We start from the raw sequence: 23,236 nt of genomic DNA, 5'->3' as shown, positions 1-23,236 counted from the left end.
AATGGTTTCATTCTGGTGCTTTATTTCCGAATAACCTCTCCCATAATCACTGCTAACAACTCAACATTGGCGCCTTCATTATATAGATTTCCTTCAATGGGACCTCGGATTGAAGCTTGAGAGTGCTTTTTTAAGTTTATATCACCTTTTACTCTAGCTAGTAAATCCAGTTTCGCACCTGCTAATACCGTTACATTCCCCACAACCTCACCTAGCAACATCGTGTCTACTTCGATGATTACCTCTCCAAATTGTTTTTCACTCACAATTTTCAATCGTACTCCCCCCTTTTGGTTTCTATTACTTATACGACTTATTCTTTTAGAAAGTTTCAATATTTTCTCATTGATCTTCTCCTCTGGTCTCTTAATTTCTCTCTACTTTCTAAAAATCAATCAACTAATCGACTAGACTTTGATTTTTCATACGTATTTTGAATTCTTGCAGCCAGCTTCGGTTTTAACAAGAAACCGATCGTAAGTGCGAGCAACCAGAACCCTCCTAGTATTAATAAATTCTTCCAAACAAGGATGGCAATTGCACCACCTACGGCTTCACGTAACAGATTTATAGCGTAGGAAAACGGCATGAATGGATGTACCATTTGGAAAAACGGTGGAGCTACTTCAATTGGAAAAGTCCCTCCTCCACTTGATAGCTGTAGTACAAGTAAAACGATTGCTAATGCTTTTCCGATATTTCCAAGAATGGAAGCAAGTGTATAAACCATCGTCATAAAAACGACCGCAATAATGACCGAAAATAAGATTAATAACCCAGGATGAGCTGCGTAAATTCCTAGTATTGTTAAATTCCCGATACTAACAATTAGTCCTTGTAACACGCCAACAATTAAAAATAAAAACATTCTTCCAAAGTAAATTTGACGCAATGTATAATCTTCTCTTCGATCAGCAGCATGTAAGTTTGTGCTAATCAAATTCGATAATAGTAATGCTCCAACCCAAAGACTTAAAGTTGTATAGAAGGGAGCATTTGCTGATCCATAGTTAGGGATCGGGAACAACTCCTCTTCAATTAAATCCACAGGACTCGCGAAAAATTCACTCTCTTCATCTAAATCATTTCGAAGTAACATGATCATTTCATTCATTCTGTCGTCTTTTTCAATCGTACGAAGTCGATCTGCGGCCTCAATAATGTTCTCTTCAACTCCCGGAAGCTGCATGCGTCCGAATTCAGCTAGTTCACCTATTGACCGCTGAATATCTGGTAAGTGTTCTTCAATAGAATGAGCTATCCTTAAATAATCTTCTTCTACACCCGGCAAGTCTTCTCTAATTAACCTCGACATACGAATTACGTTCTTTTCAAGTGCGGGTAAATCATTTCGGATAAAATGACTTAAAGTTTCTATAACATCAATGACGAGTGGTAGATCACTTTGGATTTTTTCCGTTAATTCATTTATTCTTCGTTCTACTTCAGGTAACCGATCAATCAATTGAGCAATATTTTCTTCCCCTTCAACTGCTATGATTTCAGCATGGATTAATACCTCTTCAACCGACTTGAGATCAGCGTATACTTTATCCAATGAATGAATATTATCGTTCAATTTAGTTTCAATGCTACTTATTGCATGTTCAATACGATAAGCTCCGTCCCCCTTTAATGAGTGATGGAGTTCTTTAGATAGACGTTCTACTTCTTGTACACTTTCTCTAGTCGATGTTATTTTATCAATTCCAATACTTTCTCCTGCTTCCATTCTTTCAATAACTATTTGTACATCTTTTTGAAGTGATTCCATTGCTTCTTTCGTTCGAGTCAATTGATCGATAACAGTAAGAAGCCCGTCATCTTGTGAAGACTCGTATAAAAGAGTGTACATCGTAATACTGTTTTCTAGCAATCTAATATGAGTATTTAACTCATCATTTAGTGCATTTAATCTTTCTAGTACTTGTTGTTCTGCTTGTTCGTCTTCAAGCATAGCTAATGCTTGGTCAATAGAAGCCGTCGTTTGACTGAAGAAAAGTACCTGTTGCGCAAGTACATCTATTACAAAAATAGAAGATTTTTGTGCTTCATCTAAATAGTTATCGAGTGCAACCATATATTCTTCTATCGATGAAGCTCTTTGTTCAACGCTAGGAACTACCTCTTGTGCATTTTTTATAGTTTTTTGTGCTAACCTCACAGCTTCTAATGCTTCTTCTAAGTAGTCCGCTATATTAGAATAATGAGCATTGATACTATCCAATTCATTTACTGCATTTTCAATTTCTGGAATAACTGCTTCTAACTGAAGTATTCCTTCTCCTAATTTATAGATTTGAGGAAATTCATTTTCAATCCGAACAATGTGCTCCGCGCTCTCTTTAATTTGAGGAATAAACTCTTCTAAGACTAAAAATTGATCGACATGCTCCTCAACCTTAAACCAATTATCATCGATATCAATTATCCACTGAGCAAATTCATTCACTTCAGGAAAACGTTGCTCTAAATCATAGATCACTTGTTTAACTCTTCGCAGTGTTGGGAGTTCTTCTTCTAACCTCAAGCCCAACCTATCAAACTCTTGAAATAATGTTTTTGATGTTTCAGCAACAAACTGATCATTAATTTCTTTTACGATCGTAGACGCTCCAGCTGAAGTCATCTTAGGAGCAATTGCATTTATTTTTTCATTAACTTGATAATAGACTTGAGCCTGAATTGGTTCTCCTGTAAGAACATGGGCTAGATCTTCTGAAAAATGAGGATCAATAAAAATACTTGCATAATAGTCGCCGTATTCAACCCCTTTTTCTGCTTGTTCCCTTGAAATAAAAGCCCACCCTAAATTATCGTTACCCTTTAAATTATCAACTAATTCTTCTCCTATATTTATAGCTTCACCGTCAATCTCAGTTCCTTGATCCTCATTGACAACAGCCACCTGTATTCCTTGAGTATTTGCATAAGGATCCCAAGCAGCGCCTAAGTTAAACCACGCATAAAGAGACGGTAAAATAGCTAATCCAATTAAAAGAATGCCGACAAGCGGGACCCGCTTAATATTTCGAAGGTCCTGCTTGAAAATACTCCATATATTCCCCATTAACTTCCTCCTTTATTGCTGCGTATCAATCACTCATTAATCCTCACTTAAACAAAAGGCAATTCTGGATCTATCACTCATTAGTTCCTTAAAACGTCCTTATTATAAAAGATCAGTATGAACTGTCTATGAACTGATTGCTCAATACGGGTTGTACAAGAGATCATTAAAAACTATATGAGAATAACAGTTTTAACATTCCATATTAGTATGGAAAACCTGAACCAAAATAGATGGTATGAATATTATGTATAATGAACGATCCATTACTTACTTCAAATGACTGAAACTTGTAGAAAAGAACATCCACTAACACAATAAAAAAATAAGGGGAATAAACATAGATTTTCAGGTTATTCCCTGATAAATTTGTAGACTTGGCCCATGTTATGATGTATCCAAGGGAGTAAATCTAATATAGAGAACTAGACTACTGTACTAGGCAACAAGAAAAGGCTTTAAAGAAAAAATAGAGAATGGAGCCTTATATTCGGCTCCTGTTCTGTTACCTAGTACAGAAAAAAAAATAGGGAGAGAAGTTTTGAACTTATAGAATACACCTCATCTTCACTTTCAATTTTGAGGTGATAACAAGCTGGATTTATGAGATCTAGCGAAAAGAGGAGATAAATATGTTAAAAGAAACTATTTTAGTTTGTATTAGTCACCCAATTCATGCAGAAAAATTAATCCAACGAGGAAAGGCATTAGCTAAAGCATTTGATGGGGAATGTTTAGTCCTTTCTGTTGATACGAAAGCTTATGACGAACTTAATTTTAGTCAATTACAAACAAAATATCTTTTTGAGAGCTTAGCAAAAAAATATGAGGTAAAATTAATTACTCGAAATACAGACGCTAAAAATATTGCCACGGCTATTGCGGAAACTGCACTAGAAAAGAATGTTACACAAATTGTAATTGGTCAATCTATACAAACGAAAATCCAATTATGGACAAACGAACCTATTATTAATAATTTATTAAAGAAGATTGCTGGAATAGATATTCATATTGTAGAAGTAAACAGGGATTTTTATTATGAGGGCGACTCATACGAAAAAGGAAATCATGCTCACTTAATAGAGGAAGACGGGCACTACATTCTCTCTTTTGATAGTTTAACTAATGATCATTTAAAAGGGATTTTCTTTAAAGAACATTCTACTGATTTCTCAAACGGCTTCTTCGTTATCGTAGAACCTAATGAACTCAAAGTTATTCGTATACACGAGGGGATTGCGCAAAAAGATGATGTACTTGCTAATACTAAAATCTAATTGTGCTACATACAACCAGCCTAGGTTTTATATAACCTAAGTTGGTTGTTTTTATATGCTTTACACTTTAAAGACCTATTATCGATTAATAACTTCGCCTCTTACACCACGGATAAGTTCAATTCTAGCTCCTTCATTATAAAGATTGCCATTGATTTGACCTCTTATGGATGCTACTGAGAACTTCTTCAATGTAACATCTCCTGTGACCTTTGCTTCTAGATCTAACTTAGCTCCAGGTAACACAATCACATTGCCATTCACTTCTCCCATTAGCATCGTATCGGTTTCGATAACGACTGTTCCTGTTTGATGGACCGTAGATAAATTCATAAAAAGTTCCCCCTCAAAGATCCTTATTTATACTAGTTGATTTTTCGATTTCTTTTGTAGTTAATTGTTTTGTATATCATTAACTGCATCCTTTTTGTATACCTAGCTGTTAGAAACTTCCTAAAACTCTGTCTTTAATGTAATAATACTTTTATAACCAGTTTATTGTTATCAGGAGAAATCCTGAATTAACTATAAAAACTCCCTGAACTATTGTTAGAAAAATCAGGTGAAAGGTTATAAAATTTGGTGCCACCGGTGAAAACAGACAATGGAACTATTGTTAACCAAAGGATCAAAATAAAAAGACGACCTAGATTCAGATCGTCTTTCCCAGTACCTTCAAACATAGTCCTTCTATTTTTTCTGCTTAGTAGATTGCTAATCTTATATTCCAAGTAAATCTAATTGGGCATAACCCAAATGATTTCTTGAATCCTAACAAAAAAAGATGAATCATTAGTTGATAACACTATGTGATCAGGCTTCACATCGGTTAAATTTCCACGAATACTCCCGCGACTTGTTTCAACAATAAGTTCTTTACCCTTTACGGATTGTAACACTTGAACGACGTATGGATCATAAAGCGTAACCATTTGTTGTTGCACAGTTTGGTGGTTTTGATGCTGGTGATTTCTAGTATAGTCTATCCCATTGTAATACATTGCTTCCCCTCCAAATCGGTTTAAACAATGTATCATATGCCTAGAGTAGGTTTTGTTGTGGGCTAATGTCATAACCGGTTTTGATATTCATAAAAGGTCTTTATAAATGAAGGAAGAGTCAATCTAAAGCTTTTACCTATATCCATTTTAATTTTTTCTAATTGTAAATTTACTGTAGCTTTTAGTATTTTGTTGCTGTATTACTTCTAAACGTTTCACTTTTGATCTATGTGTTCCTTCTAGTTACTTTCTCTAAAAATTATTCATATTTTCATGCAAGCCTTGTGCAATAATTTCAACTGTACCATCTTCTTTATTACACACCCACCCTTTTATTTCATTTAAAATAGCATACTTTTTTGTATGTCGCCGGAAGCCTACACCCTGAACTTTTCCATATAGTTTAATATAATAATCTATCAAACTCTGTAGCTCCTTTTTGTTCTTTCGATATCTTTCTTTTTAAATAGTAAATGGAAATAAAGAGCTACTTGTGACTAGTTCTTCAATTTTGTTGAAAATAAGTAAACCGTTAGTGTCGTTTATGGGTTAACATTTTGAATAAAAATTAAATCAAAAAAGGTCTAGAACTAGACCTTTTAACCATTATGCTCCACTTATCTTTACTTACATTCGCCCAAGCAAATCAAAATGCTAAATACTTTCTATAAAAGCAAAAAGCTCTTCCAACAATAATTCAGGTACTTCTTCTGGAATAAAGTGACCACAAGGCAGGGATTTTCCTTTTACATTGTTGGCAAACTTCTTCCACTCTTCTAAAGGCTCAAAGCATTTATCGACAACACCGTTCTCTCCCCACAGCACTAATGTCTCACATTCTATCTTTCGATTTGCCACAAGATCTTCACGTTCATGAACAAGGTCTATACTTGCCCCTGCTCGGTAATCTTCACACATCGCGTGAATTGCATTAGGTTTCTTGAAACAACGGAGATATTCTTCGTATGCTTCCATACTAAAAGGTGACTCACTAATGGATGGATATCGTGCAAGTTTAATTAAATTTGTCTCTAGGAAATAGGATGAATTTTGAGAGATTAGTTCTTCCGGATACGGAGCGTCTTGAATTAAGAAAAACCAATGATAGTAATATCGTGCAAAGATCATATCCGTTTTTTCGTACATGAGAAGTGTCGGGATCACATCTAATGCGACAAACTTTTTTACTCGTTCGGGGTGATCTAAAGCTAGACGATACCCTACCCTCGCTCCGCGATCATGGCCAACTAAATAAAATTCATCAAAACCTAACTCTCTCATCACTTCGACCTGATCCTCGGCCATTACTCTCTTCGAATAATTACTATGATCTGAATTTCCTTTAGGCTTACTACTATCACCATATCCACGGAGATCGGTAGCCACTACAGTAAATCGCTCAGCTAATTGATCAATCACTTTATGCCACATCACGTGCGTTTGAGGATAACCGTGCAGTAATAAGAGCGGTGGACCTGAACCCCCTTTGACTCCATTAATCGTAACACTGTTCGTATGTACCTTAAACTTTTCGTATTGGTTTAGCATAAGAACCCCCTATTTATTTTTGATGCTTATGTACAAGTGCTTAGAAGTTGGAAAAAGCATAGTGATCACGTACCTTGCGAAAATACTTAAATACTAGAAAAATATAAGAAACTAGAAATTCAGTAATGCAAGATACGTGGACACCTCACCTACTATTTAATTAATTACTAGTTGCATAACGTAAAGGATCATATACTCGATAACCTCTAGTAAACTGACTTCCGAATAATGGATGAGCGACAGCTTCAGGGTTTAGGATGTCATCACCTAATGGTCGAACACCTTCTTCAACCCATTTTACAAGACCATCAAATGCTTCCTGCTCTTCAGAAGGAGTGAAACCACAATGTTCTACTGAACGACTTACTCTTGTGACAAGTAAGTCATCGTTTCCGTTAGCTTGTGCTCTTTCCGCGTGAAGTTGTTGCATATGGAAAGGAACAAATAGGTCTCCAATATTATGGATAGAAACCATTGGTATCTTGTGATTACCTTTTACTTTTGGAACTCCTGTTAACCCTTGTTGTTTCGTTTGAGGATCAGCTGAAATCCGACGTACAGCATCATTTAACGCTTGCTCTTCATCGGAAATGGTGCTCATGTCTTCATCAAATTGATATACTGACTTTGTCGTATCAATGACGTTACCTGCTGCCACCATAAACGTTGGGTCAGGAGTTAATTGACCAAATAAAAAGTTTTTATAACTTTCAAATGCTACATCATACAAAGGACGTTCTCCGCCTGATAAATTCATTGTAACCGCTTTCAGTATTTCACCTTCTGTAGTCAGGTTTTTCTGGTTAATGCCCAATGTACCTATAATATAAGGAACAGTATTATTCGTGTAAATGTCATCACCAGGAAACTTCTGGTCTTCTTTATTAATCCCTACTAAAGCCTGTGCTACTAAGTTATAATCTGTAAAATAATCAAATAAAGCGGTATCTCCAGTTACACCACACATTGGTAATGCGCCGTCATATGCATTTCTGTATTGCTCTGCAAGCACTGCTGTAATATGTCCTCCCATCGAATGGCCTGTGATATACGTCCGCTTTGGTTTTTTCACAATACCGTTGAATAGAGTTCCTAAAGCATGTGTATCTTTTACTCCTTGTGCGACATCATAACCATTCGTACTATAAGAAGACGCTGCCCAAGCATAGCCATTTTTAAGTAAATATTCTCTTAAACTTGGATTACTAACAGTTAATTCAAGGCCTGTCCCACGATACCCATGAGCATAAAGAACAAGTTCACCGTTCCAATTCTTTGGAACTTCAATACGGTACCCAGCTCCTTTATGTACACCCCAATAGCGGTCTGTTTCAAAACCAGCTACAGCATCAAAAGGTAACTTTGACTCATCGACATAGTATGGTATCGTCGCTTGATTTTGTAGTTGATTTGAATTTCCTTTACTATTTTGCCCTGGCGCAGCCCCAACTGCAGAAGAAGAAAAAACTAATGCTGCCCCCAACGTAACTGCAAGAATTGCTTTTTTTGTCCGTTTCATTAAATCCCCCCTAAAATAAATTGAACTACACTTCAATTATTGAATTTTCTGTCATTTTAATCAACTATTACTTGTACACAAATAACAGCAATCTTAGACAAGTTTTGCATTTATATAGGACAGTTTTAAAATAAATTAAAAATATTGAAATAGTAATTTGCTAGATTTTTTCCCTAGGCTGGACTAATTATTAATATTACTGTTCCCTCCTAGTTCTTTCCTCTAGCGTACACCATTCTCTCCCTTTGGTTTCTACTTCCTCTTTTTTTCCTAATAAATTCAGCAAAGGAACTTGCACAAAAACGAACACATCTAATTTTAATAAATAAAAAGAACAAAGAACAAGCCTAAACTTGTTCATACCGAATACATATGTTTTTGCTGAGCAACACACTCACCTTTGGTTTTAGCGAGATTGAAAGTTCCCTTATTGAAATAAGAGTTAAGAATGAACTTCTGGACTCGCTCATGGTCATTGTCTAAATAAGTTATATTAAAGTAACCTGTCTCCTTGACTTTACAAGGGTTCAGTTTCTTTTTACAAAATGATTAAGTTTGTACATAAATGTCTCGCGTTTTATCTCTGTTTTTAACAATAATCTGTTCCATGTATAACGCCCATTTCATGAGGTCAACCTAACTTCGTGTCAATTACACTTATTAATTAAGTGTTTCTATTGATCTAAATATAGGAGTGGACATGGTGGATAATGTTTTTGATTATGAGGATATACAATTAATTCCGGCTAAAAGTGTGGTAAAAAGCCGGTCGGAATGTGATACGTCCGTAACCTTTGGTAACCGCACTTTCAAATTACCTGTAGTACCTGCTAATATGCAAACCATTATTGACGAGAAGATTGCGATATACTTAGCACAAAATGGCTATTTTTATATCATGCACCGTTTTCAACCTGAAAAGCGTGTAGATTTTATTAAAGATATGAAATCAAAGAATTTATACGCATCCATAAGTGTAGGCGTCAAAGAGGAAGAATATCGTTTCGTACAACAACTAGCTGACGAGCGGTTAGTACCTGAATACATTACGATTGATATTGCACACGGTCATTCTAACGCTGTCATTGAGATGATTCAGAATATCAAGAAGCTTATACCTGAAAGCTTTGTGATTGCTGGAAATGTCGGTACACCTGAAGCTGTTAGAGAGCTGGAACACGCCGGTGCAGATGCAACCAAAGTAGGTATTGGCCCCGGGAAAGTTTGTATTACGAAAATTAAAACGGGGTTTGGGACAGGCGGTTGGCAATTAGCTGCCCTGCGTTGGTGCGCAAAAGCTGCCACTAAACCGGTAATTGCAGATGGTGGAATTCGCACACATGGTGATATTGCTAAGTCCATTCGCTTTGGAGCTACAATGGTTATGATTGGCTCTCTCTTTGCCGGCCATGAAGAATCTCCGGGAGAAACAACGGAAATAGAAGGAAAGCTATGCAAGGAATACTTTGGATCAGCTTCAGAGTTCCAAAAAGGCGAAAAGAAAAATGTAGAAGGTAAGAAAATGTACGTTGAACATAAAGGTTCTCTCGGTGACACCTTAAAAGAAATGGAAGAAGATCTTCAATCTTCTATTTCTTATGCGGGCGGCAACAAATTAGACGCCATTCGCCATGTTGATTACGTTGTAGTAAAGAACTCCATTTTTAATGGGGATAAAATTTACTAAAAATATCTAATATTCGCTTCATTTCATTTCAAAACGCCATAAATTTTACAATTTGTGTCTATAATAAAATAAATAGGTGTTTTCTCTTGACTAGAAAAGATTTCTTATATAATAATATTTACTGTATTAGAATTATTATAGATAACTTTTTATCCTATTAATAATTCGTAAAAATCATATATTAAATTTTAGGAGGAAGATTAATTATGTCATTAATCGGAACTGAAGTTAAACCATTTAGCGCAAAGGCATTCAAAGATGGAGAATTTATCGATGTAACAAACGAAAGTATTAAAGGTAAATGGAGCGTATTCTGCTTCTACCCAGCAGACTTTACATTCGTATGTCCTACAGAGCTTGAAGACCTTCAAAACGAATATGCTACTCTAAAAGAGCTTGGTGCAGAAGTATACTCTGTATCTACAGACACACACTTTACACATAAAGGCTGGCACGACAGCTCAGAAACAATCGGAAAAATTACTTACGCAATGATCGGTGACCCTTCTCAAGCGATCTCTCGTAACTTTGAAGTTTTAGACGAGGAGTCTGGTCTTGCTGATCGTGGTACTTTCATCATCGATCCAGACGGTGTTATCCAAACAGTTGAAATCAATGCTGGTGGTATCGGCCGTGATGCAAGTATCCTTGTTAATAAAATTAAAGCTGCACAATATGTTCGCAACAATCCAGGTGAAGTTTGCCCGGCTAAATGGCAAGAAGGCGGCGAAACGCTTAAGCCTAGCCTAGACCTTGTTGGAAAAATCTAAGGAGTGTCCTAAATGGTACTTGATGCTGAAATTAAGTCACAGTTAAATCAATACCTACAACTAATGGAAGGCGATATTTTGCTTAAAGTTAGTTTAGGTTCCGATAAAGTATCAAATGAGATGGAAGCATTAGTCAACGAACTTACTTCTATGTCATCTAAAATCAGTGTCCGTAAAACAGACTTGGAAAGAACACCAAGCTTCAGCGTCAATCGTGTCGGCCAAGAAACAGGCGTCACATTTGCAGGTGTTCCTCTAGGGCACGAATTCACTTCATTAGTGCTGGCACTTCTCCAAGTTAGTGGAAGACCACCAAAAGTGGACCAAAGCGTCATTGAGCAAGTAAAAAATATAAGTGGGGAATACCACTTTGAAACGTATGTCAGCTTAAGTTGCCATAACTGCCCTGATGTTGTACAAGCTCTTAACATGATGAGTGTACTAAATCCTGGCATTACTCACACAATGATTGATGGTGCAGCTTTTAAAGATGAAGTTGAAAGTAAAAATGTCATGTCTGTCCCGGCTATTTTCCTAAACGGTGAGTTCTTCGGCGGCGGTCGTATGACACTCGAAGAAATTCTTGCGAAAATGGGCAGTGGTCCAGATGCATCTGAGTTTTCTGATAAAGATCCTTATGATGTACTTGTTGTTGGGGGCGGTCCAGCGGGTGCCAGTGCTGCCATTTATGCGGCTCGTAAAGGAATCCGCACAGGTATCGTTGCTGAACGTTTCGGTGGACAAGTCTTAGATACAATGAGTATTGAAAACTTTATCAGTGTAAAACACACCGAAGGACCTAAGCTTGTAGCAAGTCTTGAAGAGCACGTGAAAGAATACGGAATTGATATCATGAATTTACAACGTGCTAAAGGCTTAGAGAAAAAAGATCTCTTTGAACTAGAACTAGAAAACGGAGCTGTTCTTAAGAGTAAGACTGTCATTATTTCAACGGGTGCTCGTTGGCGTAATGTTGGCGTTCCTGGTGAACAAGAATTCAAAAACAAGGGTGTAGCATACTGCCCTCATTGTGACGGTCCATTGTTCGAAGGGAGAGACGTAGCGGTTATTGGCGGCGGAAACTCTGGTATTGAGGCAGCGATTGATCTCGCAGGTATTGTTAATCATGTAACTGTCCTTGAGTTTAACCCAGAGTTAAAAGCAGATGCTGTCTTACAAGACCGTCTATACAGCCTTCCTAACGTAACGGTGTTAACGAACGTTCAAACGAAAGAAATTACAGGTACAGACACTGTCAACGGTATTACTTATATGGACCGTGAGACAGAAGAAGAAAAACATGTTGAATTACAAGGTGTTTTTGTTCAAATCGGACTTGTACCAAATACCGATTGGTTAGAAGGCATGGTTGAACGCAACCGCATTGGTGAAATCGTCACTGATAAGCATGGAGCTACAACATTACCAGGTTTATTTGCAGCTGGTGATTGTACAGATAATCCATACAACCAGATCATCATTTCAATGGGATCAGGTGCTAATGCCGCTTTAGGTGCGTTCGACTATTTAATTCGTAATTAAAATTGTTTGTAGTAGTATGATTTCACGTTTGAATTATACTGCCTGCACTAAGAAAGTCGCTTACTACTTTAATAGTAGTTAAGCGACTTTTTTCAAGCTCTAAATGATTTTAACTTTTTATCTACCTTTTTTCTTTCCGATACTCGATTTTGAAGCTTCATTTCTTATAATTTGTGCATCTTCCTTTACAATAAAACCTGATTGTAAATTTTCGTTCACTGATTTGTTAACTGCAGAAACGTATATGCCATGATTAGGATATAGAGTATTTAGAGTTTTTTGATCAAAAGGCTCATGCGATCCGAAAAGAAAACAAAATCCTTCACCAAAATTTATCCCTGTGTTAGTAGCAGTAGGAACAGCATGTTCTGGTAAGCGAATACCTCCAAGTGCGTTTCCGTAGATATCACGTTCCGCATCTTGAGAGATTGAATTAAGTTTAATTGGTTCTGCTTTTGGAGGCTCAGTACCATCCTTCACCCAGCGAACAAGGTGCTCATAGGCTGCATTTACTGCATATCCAGTTTGTACTAAACTTAATGCTGGTCTTGTACAAACAGTGGTATCTGCAATTGGCAAACTGTCTCGAATTAATATCTCAGTACGCGGGTTTATCCCTCTTGAACCACCAACATGCGATGTACCAGCTACTTCCCAAGTGCGAAGACGATTTGAGTCAAGTTGACGTGCTGCAGCTTCACCTAATAACAACACATCTGTTTCTGTATTAACTTTAAAAACTTTTGGACTAAGGTCTTCACGTAATTTATCGCCAATTCCAATGTAGATCATATAGGCATCAAACATTTCCGTCAAAGGATGAATTGAGTTATGGTACCTTACAAGAAACCTTGCAGATTGGGATGCACCTGCTGCAATGACTTGATCTGGACTTAGGTTTCCAAGAGGTTTCACTTCCCCTGGGTTGATAACCACTTGAGTTGCTTGGGAAAAAATATCATAAGATAGTGAATCATCCATAATCGTTCCACCGTCCGTTACATCAAGCGTCCCATACCTTGTTGGGCTCCAGCTGATAAGGCCTGTCCCTGGTGCGTGAACTCCTACTCTTTGAGCAGACACTCCAACATAAGCATACCCTTCACGTAAGAAATGATCACTTGAAGTCAACCACATTGCATCAAGATTGTAACCACTTGTTACATTTAACCACTCAACAATAACAGTACCATTAAAGTCCTTATCTGATACAGGTCGACGAACGACCATGCGGGTCTTATATGGATGATCTGTTGAAGTAACAGTCGCATCGGCCATTTCTGGTGTACTATAGCTTGTTGCTGTTCCTTCGAAAAAGAACTCCTCTTCAATGTAACCATGCTTTCCCAAATCATTAACTGATGCAAACTGTGGATAGTCACGTGATGGGTCTCCCAAAGGCTCAGAAGGTACTGGTCCTGTAACTATTGGATTGGTCACAGTATATTCATTGCTACCCTCTTCGTTTGCTTGAACAACATTACTTGAATATAAACTCCCTAGAACTAAAGCTGTAGCCATCGTGAGACCGAAGATACCTTTGTAAAGCTTCTTCAATAGATATTCCTCCTCTATTTTAATAGATTTGATTGTATTATTTTAAAAAGTCTACCTCTGTTTGAATGTAAAATTGTTATTAACACAAAATTATTTACCAACTTGTGATTGAGCAGCTTTTTCACGAGTGATTTGGGCATCTTTCTCCAAGATAAATCCTTGTTTTAAAGCGTTATTTGTAGCACGATTAATAGCCGACACATAAGAACCATGGTTACGATACAATTTTTTTAATGTAGCTTCATCAAATGGTTCATGTGATCCAAACAAGAATTCAAATCCAGGACCTGTGTTATCTCCCGTATTTACAGCTGTTGGCACCTCATGTTCTGGTAAGCGAATCCCACCTAATGCATTTCCAAACTCATCTCTAGCTTTCACTGTATTAGATGCCCACTCTAATCGAGGTGCAATTGGTGGGGCTTGTCCTGTCTTGATCCAATTCACAATATGTTCATAGGCCGCATTTTGAACGTGATGGAACGGAATGTGACTAAACGGTGGTCGTACCGCATGTACAGGAGTGACTCCACCGATATCTCTCGTTAATGTCGAAACATAAGCTTCTCTTTGTTTCAAGTCAACATGTGATGTTCCTGCCACTTCCCAACGTCTAAAATGATTGGTATCTCCCTCATCGCTGTTATAAGCACTAGCCGTGCTCGAATATTGGCGAACGTCTCCTTCGGCCATGGTTCTGATTATGTTGACATCTAAGTCTTTACGAACCGGTGTAGCCGCTCCACGGATCACGTAACCATCGATAAGCTCATGAAGGAGATGAATGGAATTATAATAGTTTGCTAGATATCTCGCAGATTGAGAGTGACCTGTTGCCACAATGAGTTCTGGGGTTAACGCCCCTAATACATTCACTGCTTCTGGTTCGCGTATTGCCTTTGCTACTTGCGAATAAATGTCATAGGAAATATCATTATTGGCAACATTTAATGTGTGGTATCTGGAACTCCACCCCTTTAGGTAATCGACACCAACTGGTTGAGCAGATACTCCGACCCAAGCATAACCTTCACGTACAATATAATCATGTGACAAAAGCCAATCAAATTCTAGATCTAATGATGAGGTTACGTTATACCATTCCAATAGGACCGTTCCATTAAAGTCTTTTTCCTTAGCAGGACGCCGGACAACTATTCGTGTTTTATATGGTGTAGAACCTTCCTTTATTACTCCTGTTCTCAATAATGGCATTACAAATTCTCGAGCAACACCTTTAATAAAAAACTCTTCTTCTATATATCCGTTACTGTCGAGATCAACGTCTGTGGCTCCAAAGACATAATCTCTAGAGAAATCACCCGTAGGTGCAGATTCAAGCGGACCAACTACTTTTGGAGAGGGCACAGTTCTATTTGTTTCTGCTGAAACTGTTGATAAAATTGAGAGAGACAATACGCATACAGCTAAAAGTGAAACGGATTTTTTGAATACGCTCATAATAACCTCCTTTTTTAGATGCATCATTTTGGACTCTTCATAAACCACAACCTTTATACCATTGAACTATGATGTTTCTACAACTTTCTCCCCTCCCCTAATTGTTCTGACCCTGTTGAAAGCACCTAAGAAGGACTATTTTGTTTACCCGAAGAGATTAGTATAATACAGGAAAATAGTTAGTATTCTAACCGGTCAGTATTTTGAAATCGCTTACAGTATTTATGTTAGTGGATTTTTCTGGTCAAATCGATTCCTAAATCTGTAGGGGGGAGAAATGTCGATGCTTGATGAAAAAGTACAGCTATATTTAAATAGAATGAGTAAAACGGATAAACAAAGCAGTAATATAAACTTCATATTACACGGATTTATTAAATTCTTTCCTTTTCAGCGTGTATCTTTCTTTTCATACTCTCCTTTCAATAAAGTTATTCACGGTGTTCTACAAATTAATAATGGACAAGTTACTTCAATTGAATCAATTTTTGGTAAGGTACTAAACATTCCAGTAATTAATAAGGCAATTCAACATAATAAGCCGCAGTACATTTACTTTAAAGATGAAAATGAAATGTTTTTTCCAGGTTGTTATATTGAAAAATATAATTTGACTTCTTTATTTATCATTCCTGTGAGTATTTCCAATACAGTGCTAGGTGTAGTCTTCATCGATAGATTTACCGGTAAACATTTATTTAACGTTCAAGAAATGAAAAGTTATTTTGATATCGCGATTGACTCAATGCTCTCTAAATATGACCAGCGAGTACTAAGTCAACGTGAGTTACAAACATTGAAACCTCTTTCTAATGGGTATAGTACAAAAGAAATTGCAGTCATGCTTAATATCAGTGAATTTACAGTTAGAGACTATATTAGTACCGTGATGAGAAAATTAGGAGCAAAAAACCGAACTGAAGCTGTTTCTATTGCAATACGTACAGGAATAATAGAATAATACTTGAATGCGCCTTGAGGAAGACTTTATGGTAGCATTTAAATAAAGTTCTTCGAGGGGAGGTCCACTTTAAAGGGTTAGTTATTAACCATCATTTAAATCCCATTAGATTAGACTTAGAAAATGGTTTTGCCTGTGAAAATAATTTGTACTTACTACATTGGGCAACATGTCCTTTTTTAACATCTTCCTCTTTTACCTTCTTAATTAAGCCTTATGGACACCACGGTCAACAATTACGCCATCTTGGCTCCGTTCAAGACCTACTAGTTCAATAAGCTTTTCATTCTCCAAAAACGACTTTCACCTGTATTCTATTTAACAAAAATGAGAAGTTAGATTTCTGTTTATTAGAAAACGCATTATTTCCAGTGTTTTTTATAAATCCCTTTATTTTTTCTGTATAAAAACGAACAATAATCATTTACATACAATTAAAGTTCGGTTATAATCATTTTTGTGTTGAAGTAAATAATTTATTAGCATTCGTATATTCTTAGAAATATGGTCTAAGAGTTTCTACTAGGAGCCGTAAAATCCTAACTACGAATGGGTGAACTCGTCTACCCATTTATAGTTAGGATTTTTTTGTTTTTTAGTTTAGAGAACAATACATTAAAAATTATCGTTTAGGAGTGTACATCATGGAAAATGTTTTTGATTATGAAGATATTCAGTTAATTCCTAATAAATGTGTCGTTAACAGCCGTTCTGAGTGTGATACGACAGTGACACTAGGAGGTCGTGAGTTTAAACTTCCTGTTGTTCCTGCTAATATGCAAACCATCATTGATGAAAAAATAGCGCTTTATCTTGCTGAAAATAATTATTTTTACATTATGCATCGTTTTGAGCCAGAAAAACGTCTGTCATTTATCAAGGAGATGCAGGCAAGAGGTCTCTACGCATCCATTAGTGTTGGAGTGAAGGAAGAAGAATATCAGTTCATCGAAGAGCTGGCAGCGGCAAATCTTATCCCTGAATTCATCACCATTGACATTGCACATGGTCATTCAAATCCGGTCATTCATATGATTCAGCACATAAAAAAGTACCTACCTAACAGCTTTGTCATTGCTGGTAATGTAGGAACCCCTGAAGCTGTACGTGAACTTGAACATGCCGGTGCTGACGCAACAAAGGTTGGGATTGGGCCTGGTAAAGTATGTATCACAAAAATTAAAACCGGATTCGGTACTGGAGGCTGGCAACTGGCTGCCCTTCGTTGGTGTGCAAAGGCTGCAAGTAAACCGGTAATTGCAGATGGTGGAATTCGAACACACGGTGACATCGCGAAATCGATTCGTTTCGGTGCAACGATGGTCATGATTGGCTCCCTATTTGCCGGGCATGAAGAATCACCAGGAGAAACGATTGAAATTGATGGAAAGGTAGTGAAAGAATATTTCGGATCTGCCTCTGAATTTCAAAAAGGAGAAAAGAAGAACGTCGAAGGTAAGAAAATGTACGTTGAGCATAAAGGTTCCTTACAGGATACACTGACTGAAATGGAGCAAGATCTGCAATCATCTATTTCATATGCTGGTGGAACTACGCTAGATTCCATTCGTCATGTAGATTATGTCATTGTGAAAAACTCTATTTTTAATGGGGATAAGGTATATTAAGGTAGGTCTTAACAAAGAGCTCTCCTTTTATGGAGAGAGTTAAAGAGACAAGCTTGACAGCATACGTAATCGACAGTGATTACGTATGCTGTTTTTTCATTAAACTAACCATCGTTTATGACAAATACTTTCATAATATTATTTTCTCCTTTCACTAATCTCCTCTCCAACAACAGGAATTGCCAGTACAACAGCTTCTCTACTAGCCACCTGTTAGCTTAAGTTCTACGCCCTCACAATTTTTCTAAATTCAGAAAAACTTTAATGCACGTTATCATCTTCAACCTCTTGTTCATTATTGTTAACTTTGTCTGCTTGAACTTCTTCGCCCTCAGATCCACAAGCTGTTAATAAAAGAATAAGAACTATTAAACTTACAAAGAACTTATTTTTTTCATAATAACCTAATTCCACTTCCATATATTATCAACAAAAATATCAGGTATTTTGTTCTATACTATGGAAATTTAGAGAAGAAAAATAATAAGCCCTCACATTCTGATTACAGTCATCGAAATATACCATCTCTGACATAGCATTTACCACCAAGTAACAAAAAGTGCACCAAAGAATGACAGCCTGTTTACCACACAATTGCAATCGTGCTAGTAATAGGAGATACGTAGTAGACTAAATACTGTGCAGCAATATAAATTCGTATAATTAACCTATGCTTTTGGTATTATTTCTTTAAGAAGATTCGTTAATTTTTGGAGTTTTTCTCTTAAACGAGCAGAAGACTTTAAGAAAGTAATTATTTGGAGGTGAAAAAGTTATGAAAATATATTATAAAGCTAACTCTTTATTTTTAGTTTTATCTGCTTTAATGATTGCATGTAGTGATAAGGAGGTATTGTATACTATATAAGAAGCTTTTGAAACATATAATCAGGTATATACAAAAATAAAGGAATAATAGAAATCACAAAATTTGATATAGAAGCACATAACTTAAAAACTCAACATGCACATATATTTTTTATTTGGGATTATAGGGAGTGGAGAAAAGGAAAATCTGGGAGTTGCTGAATTTAAAAATAATGGTGACGGGTGGGAGTTAGTTGAAATATATACTGCGGGAGCGTTATATGGTCACAACATTGGTTAAATTATTAAAGCAACAGGTATGAAAGGGTTAATAGAAGAAGTAGGTGTAGTTCCAAAAGCGGCGAATGAACAAGCGCTTATGACAGCCATAGCACAGAACATAAAGCAGATAGCAAACCAACTCACCAGAGGGTAAGATGGTTTGCTATCTTATTATAGATTAGATTTATTCTTGTACGAATAGTAAGTGTTTGTATAAAGAAAAAACCCCACTTCGAAAAAAAGTGGAGTTTCTCAAAAATCGGAGAGGGACTGTGTCCTTCTCCGTGTTGTTGAATAAAGAGCTAATACCTTGGTCGGGTATGATTATTCTTATCCTATTGAACTGGTAGGCTTGAGTGGTGAACGTTGATTCTTACATCACCGTTTGCGTCTCTGTAATAGCCGAACGTTTTATCGACAGTGACTACTTCACCTTTGTCGTTTGTAATATGTACATTACCCATCCAAGTAGTGCTATCCGCTTCTATAATAAATTGTCCGTTGGAGTCAAACTCTACAGCAGTCCAAGGTTTTAGGGCAAAACCGTCTTGCGAGCGCTCTGTGCCGATAAAGTAGGCCGCTGCGCCATCTTCAGTAAATCTGAATGTATGTGGTGCTTGCGTAAGAGTTGGCTTAAACAAAACAGTTCCGTCTACATAGCCATACAGACTATCCAGGACACCTTGAGCGATAGTAGCGTAGTCCTCGCCTGCGGCATAAGCAGTGCTAATGTCAACAAGTCCTTTACCCCATGCAGCTTGTACTTCGGCAATTTCTGCAGCTGTAATTTGTTCAACTTCTTGTACTGGCAGGCTTGAGTGGTGAAGGTTGATTCTTACATCACCGTTTGCGTCTCTGTAATAGCCGAACGTTTTATCGACGGTGACTATTTCGCCTTTGTCATTTGTAATATGTACATTACCCATCCAAATAGCGCTATCCGAGTCTATAAAAGATTGTCCGTTAGAGTCGAACTCTACAGCAGTCCAAGGTTTTAGGGCAAAACCGTCTTGCGAGCGCTCTGTGCCGATAAAGTAGGCTGCTGCGCCCTCTTCAGTAAATCTGAATGTATATGGTGCTTGCGTAAGGGTTGGCTTAAACAAAACAGTTCCGTCCGCATAGCCATACAGACTATCAAGGACACCTTGAGCGATAGTACCGTAGTCCTCGCCTGCGGCATAGGCGGTGCTAATGTCAACAAGTCCTTTACCCCATGCAGCTTGTACTTCGGCAATTTCTGCAGCTGTAATTTGTTCAACTTTCTCTTCCATAGGTGCTGACTCAGCAGGTTTTGCTGTTTCCTGCGAACATGCAGTTAATGCTAAGGCTAAAGATACAGCTCCTAAAATTGATCCTATTTTTTTGAATTTTCTCATAAATAATTTCCCCTTTTCAATACTTTTGTATTAATCTATTTTACTCACAAAAATTAGTATAGTTAACCATGTGTTAACAGTCAATAACTTTTTATCCAAAAGATAACTTTTTTACTAAGATAACTCATAGTTAACTAATTTTTATTACAATGGTATAATTAACTAGAAGCACACTGTTTTAATAAGGAGGAACGCTATTCATGCCGGACTTTAAATCGAGGTTTAAACGTTTAAGAAAAGAAAACGGATTAACCCAGCAAGAAGTAGGAGATAAACTTGGTGTTTCAAAGGTCGCTGTCTCAGGTTACGAAAACGGTATTCGTTCTCCAGAAACTGAGACATTGAAAAAAATTGCTACTACATTTAACGTTTCCATTGATTATTTAGTAGGGTGTTCGAATAGTCCTATCCTTGCCGATGATAAAAATTCCGATGCTTATTACCTAATATCTGATATAGGACTACTGCAAGGAACGTACAAACTCATTATTGAGGATGAAATCGTAGACGAGGCGTTACTAAAAGAAACATTTAATTTTATAAAAGCTAAAAGAATAATGAAGAATATGCAATAATTTATGTATAAATTATTTTATTATTTAGCATATTAAATTATTTTACTATAATCTCTTTTGTTATTAAATATTATCCTTAAAAAATATATTTAAAAAACTACAGTTATGTACTAGTTTTTAATGCGCAGTACAACCATACTACGAATTAAAACAACCTCTACTTTTACTAGCTCTGTGAAAGAATGTACTTCAAGTAAGTAGAGCATTATAAACAATTTAAATTTAAACCCCGTTTCCAAGCGTTTTTTTATATTAATTATATGTCACTAAGATTATAAGTGAGTTTAGCTATTAATTTTCATCACATTTATCGTTACTACTAGGTATATTAAATTGCCATTTTATCAAATTCCACTTTACCCCACTAAAGGTTTGCAAATCGCCTTCTCAGTCTCATTTTAAAAAATATAGAAATTTGCATATAACAAAAAAACCCCTTGCTACGCAAGGGGTTTAAGCTTCATATGTATGGTGACCCGTGGGGGGCTCGAACCCTCGACCTCCACCCTGTCAAGGTGGCGCTCTCCCAGCTGAGCTAACGGATCATAGATCGCTTTATTGGCGACAAAATAAATATACTACATACGCGCTGCGATGTCAACTACTTAAAAACAATTCCGTCCAATAGGAGAACTCCATTTTATTAAATGAATTCCACTCCTTTACTCTGCTCTATCTAGTATATCCACTTAAGGGCCTATTATAAAGACGAATTTTTATTATTACTATAAAATTTTCATAGAAAACAGCCAGAAAAAGGTATATCATTAATAAAAAGGTAAGTATTTTTCCCTTCAACAAGGAGGAACAGCAGGTGGGTATCGAAGAACTTCTACTCAATTTTTTATTTATTGTAGTGACTATTTTTTTCTATCAATTTTTCTTAGTTGAAAAGCTTCAACAATTTAAATTTAGCATACAACCGCTTATTATTGGCGTTATTTTCAGTATCCCTGCCTTTTTTTGTATGTTGTTTCCGTTTTTAATAGGAGATAATCTTTTCTTTATTGATATGCGGGCTGTTCCTTTAATTCTGAGTTACCTATACGGCGGCTTACCTGCTGGGATTGTAACGAGTATACTTATCATTCTCTCTCGTTTATTCCTCGGTATTAATTATGGCCTTATTGCATTTTTGATTATCGAATGTATTATTTTTATTACTATGATCTATCTTCTGCCATTTTACCGAAAAGGAAATTTTAAACAGCGATTAGTATATGGAACGATTTTTTCCTCTATATTTGCGATGATTATTGTTGCTTCAGGGGTATTCCTTTTACATATTCATAGTTCTGTAGATATTTCTGAAATCTTTCATTATTATACACTGGCTATTATGTTTATCACCTTTACGATATGGGGAGCCATTTATTTTATAGAACATCATCAACGCCATATGCTTCTAAAAAGGGAAATGGAAGGTATGGAACAAATGAAATTAGTCAGTGAACTTGCCGCCTCCATTGCTCATGAAATCAGAAATCCGATGACGGTAGTGCGAGGGTTTATTCAAATGTTTCAAAATGATGAAAAAGTAGATTCCAAAAACCGAAATTACTATGGTATTATGCTTAAAGAGTTAGATCGTGCCCAATATATAATTACTGATTACCTCTCTTTAGCTAAGCCACAAAAAGAAGAAGAAGAAGTCATTCAGGTGAATCAGATCGCTAGTGCAGCTATTGAAGTTATTACTCCTTTTGCTAATTTGAATTCTATCTGTGTAGATAAAGAATTTGAGGATGCCCCAGTAATCTATGGAAATGTAGGCAAGCTTCAGCAATGCTTAATCAATATTTTTAAAAATGCGATTGAAGCAATGCCTAATGGCGGAACCTTACATGTCTCTACATCTGTTAAAAAAGACAAAGCGGTTATCGAGATAACCGATACAGGTATTGGAATGACTAAAGAAGAGCTAGATCGTCTTGGAAAACCTTTTTATACGACAAAGTCTAAAGGAACGGGTCTTGGAATGATGGTTTGTTTCAGCATTATTTCCAATATGGAAGGCTCCATACTTGTTGATAGCAACGTTGGTTCAGGAACTACTTTTCAAATCGTAGTTCCTTTATATGAAAACTAATATACTTGTTTCACCCAATTAACCAAATAAAGCGCTGACATTTAGTGGTCAGGCTTTTTTCTTTTTTCCTCGTATTTATTTTT

The 23,236-nt window shown here is 36.6% G+C and carries 19 protein-coding genes, 1 tRNA gene and 1 riboswitch; of the genes, 8 read left to right on the top strand and 12 right to left on the bottom strand.

Annotated elements, in window-relative coordinates; translation table 11 throughout:
• Window positions 1-20: 20 nt before the first annotated feature.
• Both AC2VNP_RS17170 and AC2VNP_RS17165 read right to left on the bottom strand, forming a co-directional pair.
• Window positions 21-275: a hypothetical protein gene (locus AC2VNP_RS17170; RefSeq protein ID WP_486918510.1), complete on the bottom strand. Its 255-nt coding sequence runs from the start codon at window positions 273-275 to the stop codon at window positions 21-23.
• Between the two features lie 116 nt (window positions 276-391).
• On the bottom strand, window positions 392-3,070 hold the full coding sequence (locus AC2VNP_RS17165) for a YhgE/Pip domain-containing protein (protein ID WP_486918509.1): 2,679 nt from the start codon (window positions 3,068-3,070) through the stop codon (window positions 392-394).
• A 632-nt stretch (window positions 3,071-3,702) separates the two neighbouring features.
• Between AC2VNP_RS17165 and AC2VNP_RS17160 the strand changes: the two genes are divergently transcribed.
• Window positions 3,703-4,350 carry an adenine nucleotide alpha hydrolase family protein gene (locus AC2VNP_RS17160; protein ID WP_486918508.1) on the top strand — a complete coding sequence of 216 codons (648 nt, stop codon included), beginning with the start codon at window positions 3,703-3,705 and terminating at the stop codon, window positions 4,348-4,350.
• 78 nt (window positions 4,351-4,428) lie between these two features.
• Here AC2VNP_RS17160 and AC2VNP_RS17155 read toward each other — a convergent pair whose 3' ends face one another.
• From AC2VNP_RS17155 to AC2VNP_RS17135, 5 genes are all read right to left on the bottom strand, one after another.
• Entirely contained in the window at window positions 4,429-4,683 is a 255-nt protein-coding gene (locus AC2VNP_RS17155) for a hypothetical protein (protein ID WP_486918507.1), read from the bottom strand.
• Between the two features lie 404 nt (window positions 4,684-5,087).
• Window positions 5,088-5,351, bottom strand: a complete 264-nt coding sequence (locus AC2VNP_RS17150; protein ID WP_486918506.1) for a YuzF family protein — start codon at window positions 5,349-5,351, stop codon at window positions 5,088-5,090.
• Window positions 5,352-5,603: 252 nt separating this feature from the next.
• Window positions 5,604-5,774: an acylphosphatase gene (locus AC2VNP_RS17145; RefSeq protein WP_486918505.1), complete on the bottom strand. Its 171-nt coding sequence runs from the start codon at window positions 5,772-5,774 to the stop codon at window positions 5,604-5,606.
• A 231-nt stretch (window positions 5,775-6,005) separates the two neighbouring features.
• Entirely contained in the window at window positions 6,006-6,899 is an 894-nt protein-coding gene (locus AC2VNP_RS17140) for an alpha/beta fold hydrolase (protein ID WP_486918504.1), read from the bottom strand.
• 160 nt (window positions 6,900-7,059) lie between these two features.
• Window positions 7,060-8,418, bottom strand: coding sequence for a hypothetical protein (locus AC2VNP_RS17135; RefSeq protein ID WP_486918503.1), 1,359 nt, complete (start codon window positions 8,416-8,418; stop codon window positions 7,060-7,062).
• A gap of 703 nt (window positions 8,419-9,121) precedes the next feature.
• Between AC2VNP_RS17135 and guaC (AC2VNP_RS17130) the strand changes: the two genes are divergently transcribed.
• From guaC (AC2VNP_RS17130) to ahpF, 3 genes are all read left to right on the top strand, one after another.
• Complete coding sequence (gene guaC / locus AC2VNP_RS17130) at window positions 9,122-10,105, top strand: GMP reductase (protein ID WP_486918877.1); 984 nt, start codon at window positions 9,122-9,124, stop codon at window positions 10,103-10,105.
• A 206-nt stretch (window positions 10,106-10,311) separates the two neighbouring features.
• Window positions 10,312-10,875, top strand: coding sequence for an alkyl hydroperoxide reductase subunit C (gene ahpC / locus AC2VNP_RS17125; RefSeq protein WP_486918502.1), 564 nt, complete (start codon window positions 10,312-10,314; stop codon window positions 10,873-10,875).
• Window positions 10,876-10,887: 12 nt separating this feature from the next.
• A complete protein-coding gene (ahpF, locus tag AC2VNP_RS17120) occupies window positions 10,888-12,417 on the top strand; it encodes an alkyl hydroperoxide reductase subunit F (RefSeq protein ID WP_486918501.1) in 1,530 nt (509 codons plus the stop codon).
• Window positions 12,418-12,534: 117 nt separating this feature from the next.
• Here the strand turns inward: ahpF and AC2VNP_RS17115 are convergent, their stop codons facing one another.
• Both AC2VNP_RS17115 and AC2VNP_RS17110 read right to left on the bottom strand, forming a co-directional pair.
• Window positions 12,535-13,974 carry an alpha/beta hydrolase domain-containing protein gene (locus AC2VNP_RS17115; RefSeq protein ID WP_486918500.1) on the bottom strand — a complete coding sequence of 480 codons (1,440 nt, stop codon included), beginning with the start codon at window positions 13,972-13,974 and terminating at the stop codon, window positions 12,535-12,537.
• Window positions 13,975-14,064: 90 nt separating this feature from the next.
• Window positions 14,065-15,435, bottom strand: a complete 1,371-nt coding sequence (locus tag AC2VNP_RS17110) for an alpha/beta hydrolase domain-containing protein (RefSeq protein WP_486918499.1) — start codon at window positions 15,433-15,435, stop codon at window positions 14,065-14,067.
• A gap of 277 nt (window positions 15,436-15,712) precedes the next feature.
• On the opposite strand from AC2VNP_RS17110, the gene AC2VNP_RS17105 reads away from it, so the two are divergent.
• Both AC2VNP_RS17105 and guaC (AC2VNP_RS17100) read left to right on the top strand, forming a co-directional pair.
• Complete coding sequence (locus AC2VNP_RS17105) at window positions 15,713-16,396, top strand: response regulator transcription factor (protein ID WP_486918498.1); 684 nt, start codon at window positions 15,713-15,715, stop codon at window positions 16,394-16,396.
• A gap of 466 nt (window positions 16,397-16,862) precedes the next feature.
• Window positions 16,863-16,962: riboswitch (purine riboswitch) on the top strand.
• A 78-nt stretch (window positions 16,963-17,040) separates the two neighbouring features.
• The gene (gene guaC / locus AC2VNP_RS17100; RefSeq protein ID WP_486918497.1) at window positions 17,041-18,024 is read left to right on the top strand and encodes a GMP reductase; all 984 of its coding nucleotides are present in this window, start codon (window positions 17,041-17,043) and stop codon (window positions 18,022-18,024) included.
• A gap of 261 nt (window positions 18,025-18,285) precedes the next feature.
• On the opposite strand, the gene AC2VNP_RS17095 is transcribed toward guaC (AC2VNP_RS17100), so the two are convergent.
• Complete coding sequence (locus AC2VNP_RS17095) at window positions 18,286-18,444, bottom strand: hypothetical protein (RefSeq protein ID WP_486918496.1); 159 nt, start codon at window positions 18,442-18,444, stop codon at window positions 18,286-18,288.
• A gap of 1,004 nt (window positions 18,445-19,448) precedes the next feature.
• A complete protein-coding gene (locus tag AC2VNP_RS17090) occupies window positions 19,449-20,489 on the bottom strand; it encodes a hypothetical protein (RefSeq protein ID WP_486918495.1) in 1,041 nt (346 codons plus the stop codon).
• Window positions 20,490-20,689: 200 nt separating this feature from the next.
• Between AC2VNP_RS17090 and AC2VNP_RS17085 the strand changes: the two genes are divergently transcribed.
• Complete coding sequence (locus tag AC2VNP_RS17085) at window positions 20,690-21,064, top strand: helix-turn-helix domain-containing protein (RefSeq protein ID WP_486918494.1); 375 nt, start codon at window positions 20,690-20,692, stop codon at window positions 21,062-21,064.
• Window positions 21,065-21,533: 469 nt separating this feature from the next.
• Here the strand turns inward: AC2VNP_RS17085 and AC2VNP_RS17080 are convergent.
• Window positions 21,534-21,609, bottom strand: a tRNA-Val gene (locus tag AC2VNP_RS17080).
• Window positions 21,610-21,878: 269 nt separating this feature from the next.
• Between AC2VNP_RS17080 and AC2VNP_RS17075 the strand changes: the two genes are divergently transcribed.
• On the top strand, window positions 21,879-23,153 hold the full coding sequence (locus tag AC2VNP_RS17075; RefSeq protein ID WP_486918493.1) for an ATP-binding protein: 1,275 nt from the start codon (window positions 21,879-21,881) through the stop codon (window positions 23,151-23,153).
• Window positions 23,154-23,236: the final 83 nt, after the last annotated feature.

The sequence above is a fragment of the Alkalihalobacterium sp. TH-98 genome (assembly GCF_057473385.1).
This window is presented reverse-complemented; position numbering and strand designations above follow the sequence as displayed.

What these genes read in the sequence shown, in the direction of transcription:
- AC2VNP_RS17085 (WP_486918494.1), top strand. Translation starts at nt 20,690, where the DNA reads ATGCCGGACTTTAAATCGAGGTTTAAACGTTTAAGAAAAGAAAACGGA.
- AC2VNP_RS17135 (WP_486918503.1), bottom strand. Translation starts at nt 8,418, where the DNA reads ATGAAACGGACAAAAAAAGCAATTCTTGCAGTTACGTTGGGGGCAGCA.
- AC2VNP_RS17095 (WP_486918496.1), bottom strand. Translation starts at nt 18,444, where the DNA reads ATGGAAGTGGAATTAGGTTATTATGAAAAAAATAAGTTCTTTGTAAGT.
- AC2VNP_RS17110 (WP_486918499.1), bottom strand. Translation starts at nt 15,435, where the DNA reads ATGAGCGTATTCAAAAAATCCGTTTCACTTTTAGCTGTATGCGTATTG.
- AC2VNP_RS17090 (WP_486918495.1), bottom strand. Translation starts at nt 20,489, where the DNA reads ATGAGAAAATTCAAAAAAATAGGATCAATTTTAGGAGCTGTATCTTTA.
- guaC (WP_486918497.1), top strand. Translation starts at nt 17,041, where the DNA reads ATGGAAAATGTTTTTGATTATGAAGATATTCAGTTAATTCCTAATAAA.
- AC2VNP_RS17160 (WP_486918508.1), top strand. Translation starts at nt 3,703, where the DNA reads ATGTTAAAAGAAACTATTTTAGTTTGTATTAGTCACCCAATTCATGCA.
- AC2VNP_RS17140 (WP_486918504.1), bottom strand. Translation starts at nt 6,899, where the DNA reads ATGCTAAACCAATACGAAAAGTTTAAGGTACATACGAACAGTGTTACG.
- AC2VNP_RS17165 (WP_486918509.1), bottom strand. Translation starts at nt 3,070, where the DNA reads ATGGGGAATATATGGAGTATTTTCAAGCAGGACCTTCGAAATATTAAG.
- ahpC (WP_486918502.1), top strand. Translation starts at nt 10,312, where the DNA reads ATGTCATTAATCGGAACTGAAGTTAAACCATTTAGCGCAAAGGCATTC.
- AC2VNP_RS17155 (WP_486918507.1), bottom strand. Translation starts at nt 4,683, where the DNA reads ATGAATTTATCTACGGTCCATCAAACAGGAACAGTCGTTATCGAAACC.
- AC2VNP_RS17150 (WP_486918506.1), bottom strand. Translation starts at nt 5,351, where the DNA reads ATGTATTACAATGGGATAGACTATACTAGAAATCACCAGCATCAAAAC.
- ahpF (WP_486918501.1), top strand. Translation starts at nt 10,888, where the DNA reads ATGGTACTTGATGCTGAAATTAAGTCACAGTTAAATCAATACCTACAA.
- AC2VNP_RS17105 (WP_486918498.1), top strand. Translation starts at nt 15,713, where the DNA reads ATGTCGATGCTTGATGAAAAAGTACAGCTATATTTAAATAGAATGAGT.